Consider the following 14,361-nt stretch of genomic DNA (forward strand, 5'->3'; position numbering starts at 1 on the left):
CGGGTGGCGGTTAACGCCCTACCCGGCCAACAAAAAGCAAAACGGCAACCCTCGGTTGCCGTTTTGCTTTTATTACCGACTCTGTTTTCTCAACAAATAAATAAAATACGGCGCACCGATAAACGTCGACAGCAACCCGGCCGGAATTTGGTACGGGAACAGCACCATCCGTCCACACCAGTCCGCGAACACCAACAAAATCCCCCCCACTAATGCAGAAAGAATCATGTGCGGCATCGTTCGACGAAAGCCCATCATGCGCGCGATATGCGGTGCCATCAGGCCGATGAAACTCAACGGACCGATGGTCATGGTTGCCGCCGCAGTCAGACTGGCCGCCAGCAACAGTAGCGCAATGCGTGTTGGCGTTAACGCGATGCCCACGGCACGCGCGGTATCCCCGCCGAGCGGTAAAATCGTTAGCCAACGGCGGCAAAACGGCGCCAGCGCCAGCAACACCATCATCACGATCCCGGTGTGCCAGACCTGCTGATAAGAGGCGTTATAGGTCGAACCGGAAATCCAGGTCAGGATCTGCGCCATCCGTGGATCGCCGCTCGCCTGCAACATCATCAGCAACATGGTGAATGCCGTGCTGAGCGCCATCCCGGCTAACAACATTCGATGCGGGGAAAACCCGCCGCGCCCGGAAGCAATCAGGATGATCATCAATGTCACCGCCGCCCCGAGACTGCCCGCAGGCAGCAGCCAGCCGAAAGCATTGCCTGGCACAAAGAACAGCATCAACACCACGCCAAACGCCGCGCCGGAGGAAATACCCAGCACTTCCGGGCTTGCCATCGGGTTGCCGGTCAGACGCTGAATAATACAGCCCGCCACCGCCAGCATCATCCCGGCGACCAGCGCCGCCAGAATGCGGGGCGCACGCCATTCCATCAACGCATTCAGCAAATCACCGCTGGCCCAATGCCAACCATGCGTATCACGCCCAAGCGATACGGCCACCAACATACCGAGCAGAAGTAAGCCCAGCGCCGCCAGCGACCACGCCAGCACTCGCTGACGTTCTACCGCCACACGATCGCCCGCGTCCATTGCCGGAGCGCTGATGCTGCGCAGTCGTGGCAACAGCCACAGCAATAGCGGCGCGCCAATCAATGCGGTCACTGAACCGGTAGAGACTTCCATCCACACCTGGGACAGCCACAAAATCAGCTGGTCGGAAAGCCAGAGGATTAACGCCCCAATCAGCGGGGCCAGCATCAAACGGGAGAGCAAACGCCGTGCGCCGAGCATTTTCGCCAGCAGTGGCGCAAACAGGCCAATAAAACCGATGATCCCGACAGCGTTTACCAGCAGCGCACTGATCACAATCGCCAGCGTCAACGCACCAAGGCGAGCGAGTGACAATGCCAGGCCTAAATTCCGCGCGACGCCATCATCAAGCCCCATCAACGTTAACGGACGTAACAGCAGCAGCGTCAACATCACCCCGCCGAGCAACTGTGGCCAAAGATGTTGCACGACGCCCCAGTCGGTTTGCGTCAGCGTGCCGGAACTCCAGAGGAACATGCTTTGCAACTGGTCATGATGGAACAAAACCAGCAGTTGATTGACCGCACCGCAGTACATGCTGACCACTAACCCCGCGAGGATCAGCGTCACTGGCGAAAGCCGTTTTCCCCAGGATACGCCGAAGACTAGAGCCCCGACCACGCAGGCTCCTGCCAGTGCAGCAAATTGCGTAGTGAATGCGCCCGGCAGCGCCCACAAAGTGGTAAAGGTAATGCCCAGTTGCGCGCCCGTTGCGACACCAAGCGTTGTCGGCTCAGCCAACGGATTTCGCAGCACCTGCTGGAACAGCACGCCCACCAGCCCAAGTCCAGCACCTACAAGCAGCGAAACCACCACTCGTGGCAGCAAACTGTAGTGGAATAACATCTGGCGTATACTGTCGACGTTCGGCTGCCACAGCGCCTCGCGCCACTGCGCACGCGGCAACGCCACATTGAAGTTGTGCCAGCTCAGCCACGCCGAAGCGATAAACAACAGCAGAAGCAGCAACGCCGGGAAACGCGCTATGCGCTGGCTCATGCCTTGCCTCCCAACGCATTATCAAGAATGCGCACGAAATTCATCACCGACAGCGTCGCACCGTAGAACCATACGGCAGGCACACGCTGGAAACGCTGCTGCCGTACGAATGGCATCGCCTGCCACAGCGGCGTCGCCATCAGTTTTTGCATCTCGGCTTCGTTGCCGTGATCGAAGCAAATCACGTCCACATCTTTAAACTCGCCGAGTCGATCAATGCCCACAACCTGGCTGCCCCAGAAGTTAGTTTCGCTCTGCCAGGCGTTAACGATCCCGTAGTCATCAAGAATTTGCTGGAACAAACAGTTCGGACCGAAAGCAAGCATATGACGGGCATCGAGCAGCGTGACCATCAGTAACGGACGGCTGCCACGGGCGGCAAAACGCGGTTTATGCTGCGCCACAAAATCATCAAAGTGATTCAGGTGATCGCGCGCCTGGTTTTCCATACCCAGCAATTTGCCCATTTCGGTCAAGGACTGGCGGGCGTTGGTGAGTGGGTGTTTACCATCACTGAAATTGAAGCCGCGCCCGGGGGCGATACGCGCCAGTTTTTCCGGCGACGGGCCATAACCTGCCGACCACACCATGTACGACGGTTTCATTTCGGTCAGCAGTTCGAGATTCGGTTCAGTACGCAGGCCAACATCGATCACCGACGCAGGTAACCCCGGTTCATTGACCCACAGGTTGTAATTGGGAATATCAGCCACGCCGTAAGGCGTCACGCCCAGCGCCAGCAACAGTTCGACCGGGAGCCATTCGAGGGCCACAATGCGATGCGGATCTACCGTCGCTGCGTGCGCACTTTTCATCTGCCACAACAGAGGCGACAGCGCCATCGCCGTCAGTAAACGACGACGGCTAATCAGGAGAGAATCATTCATCAATAAACAAAACTTACCGGGGCCGCGCCTGCCGGGTGCGGCAGGATCCCCATCGGAATGCCGTAAATGTGTTCCAGCGTTTCACTGCGCATCAGGGTTTCCGGTGTGCCCTGAGCAATCATTTCACCGCCGCGCAATGCGACCAAATAATCGCAATAACGCGCCGCCATGTTGATGTCATGCAATACCGCGATAACCGTTAATCCACGCTGCTGACTAAGACGATGCACCAGCGCCAGCACGTCGACCTGGTGGGCAATATCCAGTGCTGACGTCGGTTCATCAAGCAGCAAACAACGGCTGTCCTGTGCCACCAGCATCGCAATCCACGCCCGCTGACGCTCTCCGCCGGACAAGCTGTCCACCAGACGATGCGCCAGCGGTTTCAGGCCGACCAACGCAATCGCCTCTTCCACTTTCTCACGATCCGCTACGCCAAAACGGCCTAACGCTCCGTGCCACGGATAACGACCAATCGCCACCAGTTCGCGCACTGTCATCCCTTCCGCCTGCGGTAACTGCTGTGGCAGATACGCCACTTTGCGCGCGAAGGCTTTGCTGTTCCAGCTTTCGAGTGGTTGACCATCCAGCAAAATATCGCCTTCAGAAGGCGGCTGATGGCGACCGAGCATTTTCAGTAGCGTGGATTTTCCCGAGCCGTTATGACCGATAAGGCCAGTGACTTTGCCGGGTGGAAAGGTCAGCGAAAGCGGGTGCAACAGCGTACGGCCTGGTACACGAAAAGCGACATCGTTCAGGGCGAACGTGGTGTCGGTCTGAGTTGTGGTGTCCTGCATAACGGCCAACTTGTTAAAAATGGCGCGGAAAACCCGCGCCTAATGACGAGATTAGAAACGGAAGGTGGCTGTTGCCACAACCTGACGCTCGGAGCCCCAGTAGCACGCATATTCGCTGTAACAGCTGGAAACGTACTCGCGGTCAAACAGGTTGTTCACGTTCACACCAACTGACGAACCTGGCAGGCCGAGACGAGCCAAATCGTACTTGATGGTCGCATCCGCCAGCATGTAACCCGCTACGTTGAACGACTCATACGCTTTCGGTGAGTTCGCCGAGTAATAGCTCACGGTGTTGCCAATGTAACGAGTGCCTGCGCCGATAGTCAAACCACTGAGGGCCGTTTCGTGGAAGGTGTAATCCGCCCACAGAGAAGCCATGTTGCGAGGGATCTCTGCCGGACGTTTGCCTTCATACCAGGTATCCTGCGTGTATTTCGCATCGGTATAGGTATAGGACGCCGTGACGTTGATATTGGCATTCACCGCCGCTTTCGCTTCAAGCTCAAGGCCACGGGAACGAATTTCGCCGCCCTGAACGCTAAAGCCGCTGGTCGGTGCGCTCGGATCCGCCGTCAGGTTGCCGTCTTTGGTCAATTGATAAACCGCCGCCGTCAGCACCACAGGCATATCTTTCGGCACGTACTTCACACCGCCTTCGTACTGCTTCCCGTTCGACGGATTGAACGGTTTACCGCCCATGGTCGCGCCCGAAACAGGCTCGAAGGATTCGCTGTAGCTAAAGTACGGAGAGATGCCGTTGTCGAACAGATAGTTCAGACCACCGCGCCAGGTAAACTTGTGGTCATTAACTTCGGCAGTGGTATTTGAGGCACGCGTCAGGGTAGACGTTTTTGCGTAATCATAGCGACCACCAACAGTAAGCACCCACTTATCCCATTCTGCCTGGTCCTGAACATATGCGCCGGTTTGTTCCTGACGGTTCAGCACTGCATACGGGAACGTCACGTTGATGTTCGGGTTGTTGTATTGCGGATCCTGCATACTGATCGGATCAGCAGAACCGTAGTCAGCATCGACGTCATTACGCATACGCATGTAATCGACACCAGTCAGCAAGGTGTGATCCACCGGGCCGGTTGCGAATTTAGACTGCAACTGGTTATCAACGGTGAACGAGTTCAGCTGTTCATCAGAACGCACATACGCACGGCTTATCTGGCCTGGCGCAATATAACCATTACCATAAACGGAACGGTACAGTGTGTTCACTTCGGCGTAACGCAGGTTCTGGCGCACGGTGAAGGTGTCATTAAATTCATGCGCGAAGCTGTAGCCCACCATCTTCTGACGGCGAGACATTTTATTGTCTGGATCGCCTTCGTTGAAATCGGTTGGCAATTTATGTTCATTGCCATTCGCATCATGATACGGCACGACGGTCCCTTCACGCGGCAACCAGCCGTAATAACCCGCATTCGGGTCGCTCTGGAAGTTGCTCAGGAAGGTGAAATCGGTTTTGTCATCCGGACGCCAGCTAAAGGACGGTGCAATCGCATAACGGGTGGATTTCACCATTTCCTGCTGCGCGTTCTGGCTGCTGCCGAGACCGGTCAGGCGGTAAGACCACACGCCATCGTCATCAATCGCATCGCTGAAATCAAAACCGGTCTGCCACAGATTGTCAGTGCCCATTTTGAACTGCACTTCTTTCAGCGGCTCAGTGGTCGGACGCTTGCTGACCATGCTGACAATCCCGCCTGGGTTACTTTTTCCGTACAGAACGGAAACCGGACCGCGCATCACTTCCACGCGTTCCAGGAAATACGGGTCCATCGACATTTCAGAGTAGTTATCGCCCTGAAGTTTCATGCCGTCGAGGTACTGGTTGGTGTTGACCGTTGAAGAGGTGGTGAAGCCACGAATAGACACGACGTCATAGGTCGTAGAGCTGCCGCGAGTCGCAAAGACGCCTGGCGTATAGGCCAGCGCTTCTTTTACCGTGGTCGGCTGCTTCATGTCCATTTCTTCACGCGTCACGACCGAAATCGACTGTGGCGTCTTTTCGATTGGCGTATCGGTTTTGGTGGCGGTGGCAGAGTGTTTAGCCGCGATGGTCGGAGATGGACCCCACGCGCTTTCCTGTGCGACAGGTGCTGCCGTCACGGTGATGGTTTCTTCTTTCGGTTGTGTTGCCGCTTGTGCAAAAGCAGACATGCCGCCGACCGCTGTGGCTACTACCACTGCGAGCTTGCGCAGCGAGGTATTTGTTGGCTGAGCAGTGTTGAGACGCGCCATTATTTTTCTCTGATGATATTGAGTGAATGATAACGTAAACGAGAATTATTATTATGCCCGCAGAATAATAGGCGAAACGCGGAAGTCATAGCAAGCGGAATACATCCCTGGCTGAATTGAGGGTTTAAAAAATAACCTGATGGTTGATGGGGAGTTATGGCGAGGTTAAAAAAAACCGCAGTTGGGGAAAATGTAGACCCGGTAAACATAGCGCCACCGGGCTTTTCGCCGGGCGGTACTGCATTTGCCCGGCCTACAAAACCCCTTCACCCTGCGGTGAAGGGGTCAATTGGCTTAGTTGCTGCCAAACATATCTTTGATCCAGCCTGCAACGCCATCGCTTTTCTCTTGCTTCGCTGGCTGTTGCTGTTGCTGCTGCGGTTGCTGAGGCTGCTGTTGCGTCGAACCGCCAAACGGATTGGCATCCTGCTGCTGTTGCTGCAACTGCTGCTGCATCGCCTGGCTCTGCTGGCACAGCTGATCCGGATCTGTGGTCCACACCGGCAACTGCCGCATACCCGCCCCGTCACAGATAAAGTTGCCGTTGTCGTCCACGCTCATATTGACGATATCTTCCGGCGCTGTCAGATCCAGAGGGATCGGCGTTTCGTTGGAAAGATAGCGTTGATAGATGGACATCGCCCCGCTGGCGCCGTACAGCTTGGTTGGCTGGTTGTTATCACGGCCGACCCAGGTGATCACCACTTCACGTCCGTCAATGCCGGCAAACCAGGTATCGACATTGTTGTTGGTGGTCCCGGTTTTACCGGCCAGATGCAGGTTCGGGTATTTCGCGCCAAGCTGGCGACCCGTACCACGCTGCACAACCTGCTGCATCGTCCACAGCGTCATGTACGCGGCCTGTGCCGGAACGGCGCGTTCAGCCTGCGGATAGCTCTGGTAGAGCACCGTGCCGTCTTCGGCAATGACGGAACGCAGCGCTGAAAGCGTGGCACGGTTACCGCCACTGGCAATGGTCTGGAACGCCTGCGCCACTTCGATTGGCGTCAGGTTCAGCGCCCCCAACAACATCGCCGGAACGGCGTTGAGCTGCTCTTTCGGCGCCCCCAGTTTCTGCCAGGTATCAGTGACCGCTGGCAGACCCAGCGCCATGCCGAGGTTGACCGTTGGCACGTTCATCGAACGGGTCAGCGCATCCACCAGCATGACCTGCCCGCTGAAGCGCTTATCATCGTTCTGCGGCGACCAGGTTTGACCGTTAGACAGATGAATCGTCACTGGCGCATCGGCAATCCAGGTGTTCAGACGATAGATATTCGGCTGGCTCAGTGCGGTCAGATAGGTCGCGGGTTTTGCGAGCGAGCCAATCGAACGGCGCGCCTGCATAGCACGGTTATAGCCCGCAAACTGCGGCTCCGCGCCACCGACCATCGCCCGGACTTCACCAGTCATACGGTCAACAATCACCATCGCGGTTTCGAGGTCGCTCAGCTTGCGCTGTTTCTTCAGCACCGGAATACCTTCGGTCGCTGCTTTTTCAGCCGCATCCTGCGCCACGGAATCAAAGGTGGTAAAGATTTTCACGCCGGAAAGATCTTTCACCTTATCGCCGAGCTTCGCCTGCAACTCCTGACGCACCATCTGCATGAACGCTGGCTGCGGGGAAATCACACCACCGCGCGGCTGTACGCCCAACGGACGCGCACTCAGCATGTCGTACAGTTCCTGATCAATAACCTTCTGCTGTTGCAGCAGACGCAGGACCAGATTACGACGCTCCAGCGCCAGTTTCGGGTTACGCCACGGATTGTAGATTGACGCCCCTTTCACCATGCCCACCAACAATGCTTGCTGGTCGAGGCTCAGCTCTTCCACCGGACGGCCAAAGTAATAGAGACTCGCCAGCGGGAAACCACGGATTTCGTTGTCGCCGCTCTGACCGAGATACACCTCGTTCATGTACAGCTCAAGAATACGGTCTTTGCTGTAGCGAGCATCCATGATCAGCGCCATGTACGCTTCGTTGGCTTTACGCCAGTAGGAGCGTTCGCTGGAAAGGAACAGGTTTTTGACCAACTGCTGCGTCAGGGTACTTGCGCCCTGCACGGTACGCCCCGCCATAACGTTCGCCAGCACTGCACGGCCCATCGAGTAGAAGCTGATGCCGTCATGCTCGTAGAAATGGCGGTCTTCGGTGGCGATCAGGGTGTCGATCAGCAGATCCGGGAAGCCACTGCGCGGCACGAACAGGCGTTGTTCGCCCGTCGGCGACGACATCATGGTGATCAGACGTGGATCGAGACGGAAGAAACCGAACTGGCGGTTGTTATCCATGTTGGTGATCGAATCCAGACGATCGCCGTCAAAGGTCAGCCGCGCGCGCGCCTGGCCTTCTTTGCTGTCCGGGAAATCAAACGGACGGCGGATCATCTCGATGCTGTTCGCCTGCACGGTAAACTCGCCCGGACGGGTCATCGCCGTCACCTGGCGGTACTGTGTCGCGGTCAGCAGGCGCACCATCTCGTTCTTGCTGATGGGCATATCCGGTTCAAGATTGACCATGCGACCGTAAACCGCCGCAGGCAGCTGCCAGACTTTACCATCGATGCGGGCGCGAATTTTTTGGTCGAGATAGACGCCGTAAATCGCCATCAGCACCGCAAATACGATGCCGAGTTTTACCAGCAGCCAGAACCAGCCGTATTTGCGCCGAGGTTTTTGGCCTTTGCCATTACCTTTGCCTTTTCCGTTGCGGGGCATGGGTTCATCATCCTCATCTTCGTAATCGTCGTCGTACTCATCGTCCTCGAGACGACGACGGCTAACCTTTTGCTTAGCCGGACGTGCAGGCTTGCCTTTACGTCCAATTGGCTCGCGGTCATTCCCCGCCATACTTTTTCTCCGCTAAATTCAGGCGTAAGCGCCTGATTCTCTTTTCTTTCACAATCAAGTGAAAGAAGAAATCTCTCAAAATAATGCCCCTTTCTGATAGGGAAAGGGGTGTGCGATCTGAAAACTAGGAATACTTTTTCGTTCGCCGCGTCGGTGCCGTGTTCGCCGGGTCATCCGGCCAGACATGTTTGGGATAACGCCCTTTCATCTCTTTTTGCACTTCGCGATACGTCCCCGCCCAAAATGCACTGAGATCGCGCGTAATTTGCAGCGGTCGCTGCGCTGGAGATAACAGCTCCAGCACCAGTGCCACGCGCCCTTCGGCTATCGTTGGCGTGCTGGCTTCGCCGAACATTTCCTGCATCCGCACCGACAAAACCGGTGGATTATCCGCATCATAACGCAGGGCAATCCGGCTCCCGGTCGGCACAGTGTAATGCGTGGGTAACGAACTCACCAGACGTTGTCGTAAAGACCACGGCAACAGCTCCTGTAATGCCTGAGTGACATTCAGCGCCTTTAGCGCTTTGAGTGAGTGCACACCGCTCATGTGCGGCAACAGCCAGGACTCAAGCCCCGCCAGCAGCGATTCATCATCAACGGCAGGCCAGTCTTCTTCCGGCAGCCAGCGGGCAGCGCACTGAATACGCAAGCGTAGCTGTTCCGCTTCCGGCGTCCAGTTAAGAATGCCAAGTCCTTTGTCACGGATCCCGTTGAGCATCGCCTGATGCAGTTCGTCTTCCGACGGTTTCGCCAGCGGCTGCACTTTCACCGTCAACTGTCCGATACGACTGCGCCGCCAGGCTTTCAGCGTGCCCTGATTTTCATCCCATTCGATGGTGTCAGATTGGCTTAACAGCTCGGGACATTCCGCCATCAGCGCGTCAATATCGAGCGCCTGCGCCTGCAAAATGCGGGCATCGGGCGACTGACTGCCCTGTAATAGCAAAGGCGCTATCAGCCATTCATGCCGTCCTAACGCATCATCCGCGTCGAGCATCGCGCCCATGCCGTTTGCCAGTTGATAGCGCCCTTCCTGACCGCGACGACGCGCAATGCGATCGGCAAACCCTTGCGCCAGCAAAACGCTTATCCTTCCGGCATCAGCCGCACCGGAAGGAGAATCAAGTCGTTGAATTAGCGCTTTTGCGCGCTGCTGCCAGTTCGGCTGGTTGCGGGAAAAGGCCATGCCTAAATCGGCATTGCCCCCGCGCGGAGGCTCTTCGAGAATCGCGGCGAGTTTAGCGGCTGTTGCGACGTCATCGGTTGTCTTCGCGGCAATCAACATTGCAGCCAGACGCGGATCGTTGCCAAGCGTCGCCATTTTCTGCCCTTTAGCCGTCAGTTGTTTACCGTCATAAGCACCGAGTTGTGTGAGCAACGTCCGAGCCGCTGCTAAGTTAATCGCGGGCGGTTGATCCAGCCAACTTAATTGCGCCGGATCCTGGCAGCCCCACTGCAATAGCTCAAGTAGCAATCCGCTGAAATCGCTTTGCAATATTTCAGGGTCGGCTTGTGCGGCGGCGCGTTCGGCTTGTTCTTTGCCAAGCAGATGCAAACAGATGCCCGGCTCCAGACGCCCCGCACGGCCTGCGCGTTGCGTCATTGAGGCTTGACTAACGCGCTGGGTGATTAAGCGCGTGAGACCGGTACGCGGGTCAAATCGCGCCACGCGCTCCTGGGCGCAATCCACCACCAGACGAATGCCTTCGATGGTCAGACTGGTTTCGGCGATGTTGGTCGCCAGCACCACTTTACGCGTGCCTTTTTCTGCTGGCAGAATCGCTTTCCGTTGGTCGCTCAGAGAAAGCGCACCATACAGTGGGCAAAGCACTACATCGCTTCCCACACGCCCGGCGAGCTGCTCCTGCACGCGCTGAATTTCCCCTACGCCCGGTAAAAACAGCAGCAGCGATCCAGATTCATTGCGTAACAATTCAGCCGTCGCCACGGCAACCGCTTCATCAAAACGTTGATGGGAGGCCAACGCCTGATAGCGCCGTTCAACCGGAAACGCGCGTCCCTCAGAGGAAATAACGGGCGCATCTGGTAACAGCGTTTGCAGCCGAACGTTGTCCAGCGTTGCAGACATAATCAGTAATTTTAAATCGTCGCGTAGCCCTTGTTGCACGTCGAGCAATAGCGCCAGCGCCAGATCGGCCTGCAAACTGCGTTCATGGAATTCATCAAGGATCACCAACCCGACGCCGCTGAGTTCGGGATCACGCTGGATCATGCGCGTCAGAATGCCTTCCGTGACCACTTCTACTCGGGTGTTTTTACCGACGCAGGTTTCTGCACGCATTCGGTAGCCCACCGTGTCGCCCGGTTTTTCATTCAGCAGTTCAGCCAACCGTTGCGCGACATTCCGCGCCGCTAGTCGGCGTGGTTCCAGCAGAAGTATTTTTCCGTCGATACCGCCCTGCTGCAGAATTTGCAGTGGCAGCCAGGTGGATTTACCGGCACCTGTGGGCGCGTTCAGCAGCACCTGTGGCGCAACATTTAACGCCTGAAGAAGTTCAGGAAGGACAACGGCGACCGGCAATGACGACACAAAAGGCTCCAGTGGGTGACTTTAAATGGCCGGGCATTGTAGCATTGCGCCAAATCATTACCGAGTACCAGGCATGCCCGAACCCAAAAGACTGTTTTTTGCCCTTGAGCTTCCCGACGCTATTCAGCAGCAGATTATCCACTGGCGGGCGGCGAATTTCCCAGCCGACAGCGGACGTCCCATTGCGGCAGCGAACCTGCATCTGACGCTGGCGTTTCTCGGGGAAGTGAGCGCAGAAAAACAGCGGGCGTTAGCCGCACTGGCCGGGCGAATCCGCCAGCCAGGGTTTACGTTAGATCTTAACGACGCGGGACAATGGCTACGTTCACAGGTGGTGTGGCTCGGCACACGCCAGCCGCCACGCGGTTTGTTGCAACTAGCGAATCTGCTTCGTGCCCAGGCGGCCCGCAGCGGTTGCTACCAGAGCCCGCAGCCCTTTCATCCGCACATTACGCTGTTGCGCAATACCGCTCACGCCGTCCCGATCCCCGCGCCGGGCTTTTCCTGGCAAGTCCCCGTCGATGGATTCGCTTTATACAGTTCTGAATATTCCCGCGGACGCACGCGTTACACCCCGCTTGAACGCTGGACGCTTACCGAATAACAAGGAATTCCTATGCAGTTTTTGCCCCCACTCAAACCGGCTCGTTTGCTCAAACGCTATAAACGTTTTCTTGCCGATGTCGTTACGCCTGAGGGCGAAGAATTCACGCTGCATTGCGCCAATACCGGTGCGATGACCGGCTGTGCGACGCCGGGTGATACCGTCTGGTTTTCCACCTCGGACAGCGCAACGCGCAAATATCCGCACTCCTGGGAAATCACGCAGACGCAAACCGGCGCATTTATTTGTGTCAACACGTTACGAGCCAATCAGCTGGTAAAAGAAGCGATCGAGTCAAAAGCCATTCCTGAATTAAACGGCTATAGCGTGTTGAAAAGTGAAGTGAAATACGGCGCAGAACGCAGCCGGATCGATTTCATGTTACAGGCGGAAGATCGCCGAAACTGCTATATTGAAGTGAAATCGGTAACGTTAGCTGAACTTGAATACGGTTATTTCCCCGATGCGGTGACTGAACGTGGTCAGAAGCATTTGCGAGAGTTGATGGGCGTGGCGGCCTCAGGCGACCGTGCCGTAGTGCTATTTGCGGTACTTCACTCTGCCATTACCCGTTTTTCACCCGCGCGCCATATCGATCCGAAGTACGCGCAATTGTTGAATGAGGCACAAAAAAAGGGGGTTGAAATTCTGGCTTACAAAGCGGAACTTTCTGCCGATAATATGACTCTGATAGAGCCGTTGCCCGTGGTGTTAACACCCGAGATAACGACTGAATAATAAATGTGCTGGTCGCGTGCGCAAATACGCTTTTCCTCACAGGGTTGTCAAGTGTAACGTTTAGACAATTGCTATCCTGAAAAGCTTCTGCTATTTATAGCGGCCTGATTTTTCCCCCACATGGGGATCGATAGTGCGTGTTAAGGAGAAGCAACATGCAAGAAGGGCAAATCCGTAAAACATCGTCCCTGAGTATTCTCGCCATCGCTGGGGTGGAGCCATACCAAGAGAAGCCGGGTGAAGAGTATATGAACGAAGCCCAGCTGTCTCACTTCAAGCGTATTCTTGAAGCGTGGCGTAACCAACTCAGGGATGAAGTGGATCGTACAGTGACTCATATGCAGGACGAAGCAGCGAACTTCCCGGATCCGGTAGACCGTGCCGCCCAGGAAGAAGAGTTCAGCCTCGAACTGCGTAACCGTGACCGTGAGCGTAAGCTGATCAAAAAGATCGAGAAGACGCTGAAAAAGGTCGAAGACGAAGATTTTGGCTACTGCGAATCCTGCGGCGTCGAAATTGGTATCCGTCGTCTGGAAGCGCGTCCGACAGCCGATCTGTGCATCGACTGCAAAACGCTGGCGGAAATCCGCGAAAAGCAGATGGCTGGCTAAGTCATACGCTTCGTATAATACAATTCTGGCGGGAGTCCTCTCCCGCCTTGTTCTTTCTGGTCTATGGAAAATTCTGATTATATTGGGCGCTTTGCTCCTTCCCCTTCTGGCGAACTCCATTTTGGTTCACTGATTGCCGCACTCGGCAGTTATCTCCAGGCGCGTGCCCGTCAGGGTAAATGGCTCGTTCGTATCGAAGATATCGATCCTCCCCGTGAAGTTCCCGGTGCCGCACACACCATTCTGCGTCAGCTGGAACATTATGGCCTGCATTGGGATGGCGACGTTCTGTGGCAGTCTCAGCGCCATGATGCCTACCGTGAACGGCTCGCGTGGCTGCGCGAACACGGTCTAAGTTATTACTGCACCTGCACGCGTGCGCGTATTCAGAGCGTCGGCGGCATTTATGACGGTCATTGCCGCACGCTTTCTCTCGGCCCGCAAAATGCGGCGCTGCGCCTGCATCAAACTCAACCGGTTCTGCAATTTCACGATCGTTTAAGCGGCACAATCGTGACTAACGAATCACTCGCGCGGGAAGATTTTATTATTCATCGCCGCGACGGATTATTTGCCTACAATCTTGCTGTAGTGGTTGATGACCATTTTCAGGGCGTCACGGAAATTGTGCGCGGCGCGGATTTAATTGAACCAACGGTGAGACAAATCTCGTTATACCGTCATTTCGGCTGGACAGTGCCTGACTATATTCATCTGCCGCTGGCGCTGAATCGCGATGGCAATAAACTGTCAAAGCAAAACCATGCGCCTGCGCTCTCTACAGGCGACCCGCGCCCGGAATTAATCAGGGCTTTACAGTTTCTGAATCAGACTATTGTTAATGAGTGGCAGGACATGACGCACGAGGATCTACTGAAAAATGCAGTGGATAACTGGAAGCTTTCGGCTGTCGCCGAAATCGAGCATTCTCAAACGCGTCGTGCTGAGCTATGATTAGCCGCTATTTTTTTGTCCTCACTCCGACGACTGACACGAAAACCGA

Annotated in this window: 10 protein-coding genes; 4 read left to right on the forward strand and 6 right to left on the reverse strand. The window is 55.9% G+C overall.

What is annotated here, in order from left to right; all coding sequences use genetic code 11:
- Nucleotides 1-72: 72 nt before the first annotated feature.
- The 6 genes from fhuB to hrpB all read right to left on the reverse strand — a co-directional run bounded on the left by fhuB (nucleotide 73) and on the right by hrpB (nucleotide 11,405).
- Nucleotides 73-2,055, reverse strand: coding sequence for a Fe(3+)-hydroxamate ABC transporter permease FhuB (gene fhuB, locus VH187_RS02430; RefSeq protein ID WP_329699889.1), 1,983 nt, complete (start codon nucleotides 2,053-2,055; stop codon nucleotides 73-75).
- The gene (gene fhuD / locus VH187_RS02435) at nucleotides 2,052-2,942 is read right to left on the reverse strand and encodes a Fe(3+)-hydroxamate ABC transporter substrate-binding protein FhuD (RefSeq protein WP_329699890.1); all 891 of its coding nucleotides are present in this window, start codon (nucleotides 2,940-2,942) and stop codon (nucleotides 2,052-2,054) included. Before fhuD ends, fhuB begins: the two co-directional genes overlap by 4 nt.
- Entirely contained in the window at nucleotides 2,942-3,739 is a 798-nt protein-coding gene (fhuC, locus tag VH187_RS02440; protein ID WP_329699891.1) for a Fe3+-hydroxamate ABC transporter ATP-binding protein FhuC, read from the reverse strand. The genes fhuD and fhuC overlap by 1 nt, the downstream gene beginning before the upstream one ends.
- A 51-nt stretch (nucleotides 3,740-3,790) precedes the next feature.
- Entirely contained in the window at nucleotides 3,791-5,998 is a 2,208-nt protein-coding gene (gene fhuA / locus VH187_RS02445; RefSeq protein WP_329699892.1) for a ferrichrome porin FhuA, read from the reverse strand.
- Between the two features lie 294 nt (nucleotides 5,999-6,292).
- On the reverse strand, nucleotides 6,293-8,851 hold the full coding sequence (mrcB, locus tag VH187_RS02450) for a bifunctional glycosyl transferase/transpeptidase (RefSeq protein WP_329699893.1): 2,559 nt from the start codon (nucleotides 8,849-8,851) through the stop codon (nucleotides 6,293-6,295).
- Nucleotides 8,852-8,975: 124 nt separating this feature from the next.
- Nucleotides 8,976-11,405: an ATP-dependent helicase HrpB gene (gene hrpB / locus VH187_RS02455; RefSeq protein ID WP_329699894.1), complete on the reverse strand. Its 2,430-nt coding sequence runs from the start codon at nucleotides 11,403-11,405 to the stop codon at nucleotides 8,976-8,978.
- Between the two features lie 73 nt (nucleotides 11,406-11,478).
- Here hrpB and thpR point away from each other — a divergent pair, with 73 nt between their 5' ends.
- The 4 genes from thpR to gluQRS all read left to right on the forward strand — a co-directional run bounded on the left by thpR (nucleotide 11,479) and on the right by gluQRS (nucleotide 14,312).
- Nucleotides 11,479-12,009 (forward strand): RNA 2',3'-cyclic phosphodiesterase, encoded by a 531-nt coding sequence (gene thpR, locus VH187_RS02460; protein WP_329699895.1) that lies wholly within the window; start codon nucleotides 11,479-11,481, stop codon nucleotides 12,007-12,009.
- A 12-nt stretch (nucleotides 12,010-12,021) separates the two neighbouring features.
- Nucleotides 12,022-12,747, forward strand: coding sequence for a DNA/RNA nuclease SfsA (sfsA, locus tag VH187_RS02465; protein WP_329699896.1), 726 nt, complete (start codon nucleotides 12,022-12,024; stop codon nucleotides 12,745-12,747).
- Nucleotides 12,748-12,902: 155 nt separating this feature from the next.
- The gene (gene dksA, locus VH187_RS02470) at nucleotides 12,903-13,358 is read left to right on the forward strand and encodes an RNA polymerase-binding protein DksA (RefSeq protein ID WP_097162920.1); all 456 of its coding nucleotides are present in this window, start codon (nucleotides 12,903-12,905) and stop codon (nucleotides 13,356-13,358) included.
- 63 nt (nucleotides 13,359-13,421) lie between these two features.
- On the forward strand, nucleotides 13,422-14,312 hold the full coding sequence (gene gluQRS / locus VH187_RS02475) for a tRNA glutamyl-Q(34) synthetase GluQRS (RefSeq protein ID WP_329699897.1): 891 nt from the start codon (nucleotides 13,422-13,424) through the stop codon (nucleotides 14,310-14,312).
- Nucleotides 14,313-14,361: the final 49 nt, after the last annotated feature.

The organism is Scandinavium sp. (assembly GCF_036271055.1).
GTDB lineage: Bacteria > Pseudomonadota > Gammaproteobacteria > Enterobacterales > Enterobacteriaceae > Scandinavium.

Bases quoted from the DNA above. Each gene is read 5' to 3' on its own strand.
- fhuB (WP_329699889.1), bottom strand. From the start codon at position 2,055: ATGAGCCAGCGCATAGCGCGTTTCCCGGCGTTGCTGCTTCTGCTGTTG.
- fhuD (WP_329699890.1), bottom strand. From the start codon at position 2,942: ATGAATGATTCTCTCCTGATTAGCCGTCGTCGTTTACTGACGGCGATG.
- fhuC (WP_329699891.1), bottom strand. From the start codon at position 3,739: ATGCAGGACACCACAACTCAGACCGACACCACGTTCGCCCTGAACGAT.
- fhuA (WP_329699892.1), bottom strand. From the start codon at position 5,998: ATGGCGCGTCTCAACACTGCTCAGCCAACAAATACCTCGCTGCGCAAG.
- mrcB (WP_329699893.1), bottom strand. From the start codon at position 8,851: ATGGCGGGGAATGACCGCGAGCCAATTGGACGTAAAGGCAAGCCTGCA.
- thpR (WP_329699895.1), top strand. From the start codon at position 11,479: ATGCCCGAACCCAAAAGACTGTTTTTTGCCCTTGAGCTTCCCGACGCT.
- sfsA (WP_329699896.1), top strand. From the start codon at position 12,022: ATGCAGTTTTTGCCCCCACTCAAACCGGCTCGTTTGCTCAAACGCTAT.
- dksA (WP_097162920.1), top strand. From the start codon at position 12,903: ATGCAAGAAGGGCAAATCCGTAAAACATCGTCCCTGAGTATTCTCGCC.
- gluQRS (WP_329699897.1), top strand. From the start codon at position 13,422: ATGGAAAATTCTGATTATATTGGGCGCTTTGCTCCTTCCCCTTCTGGC.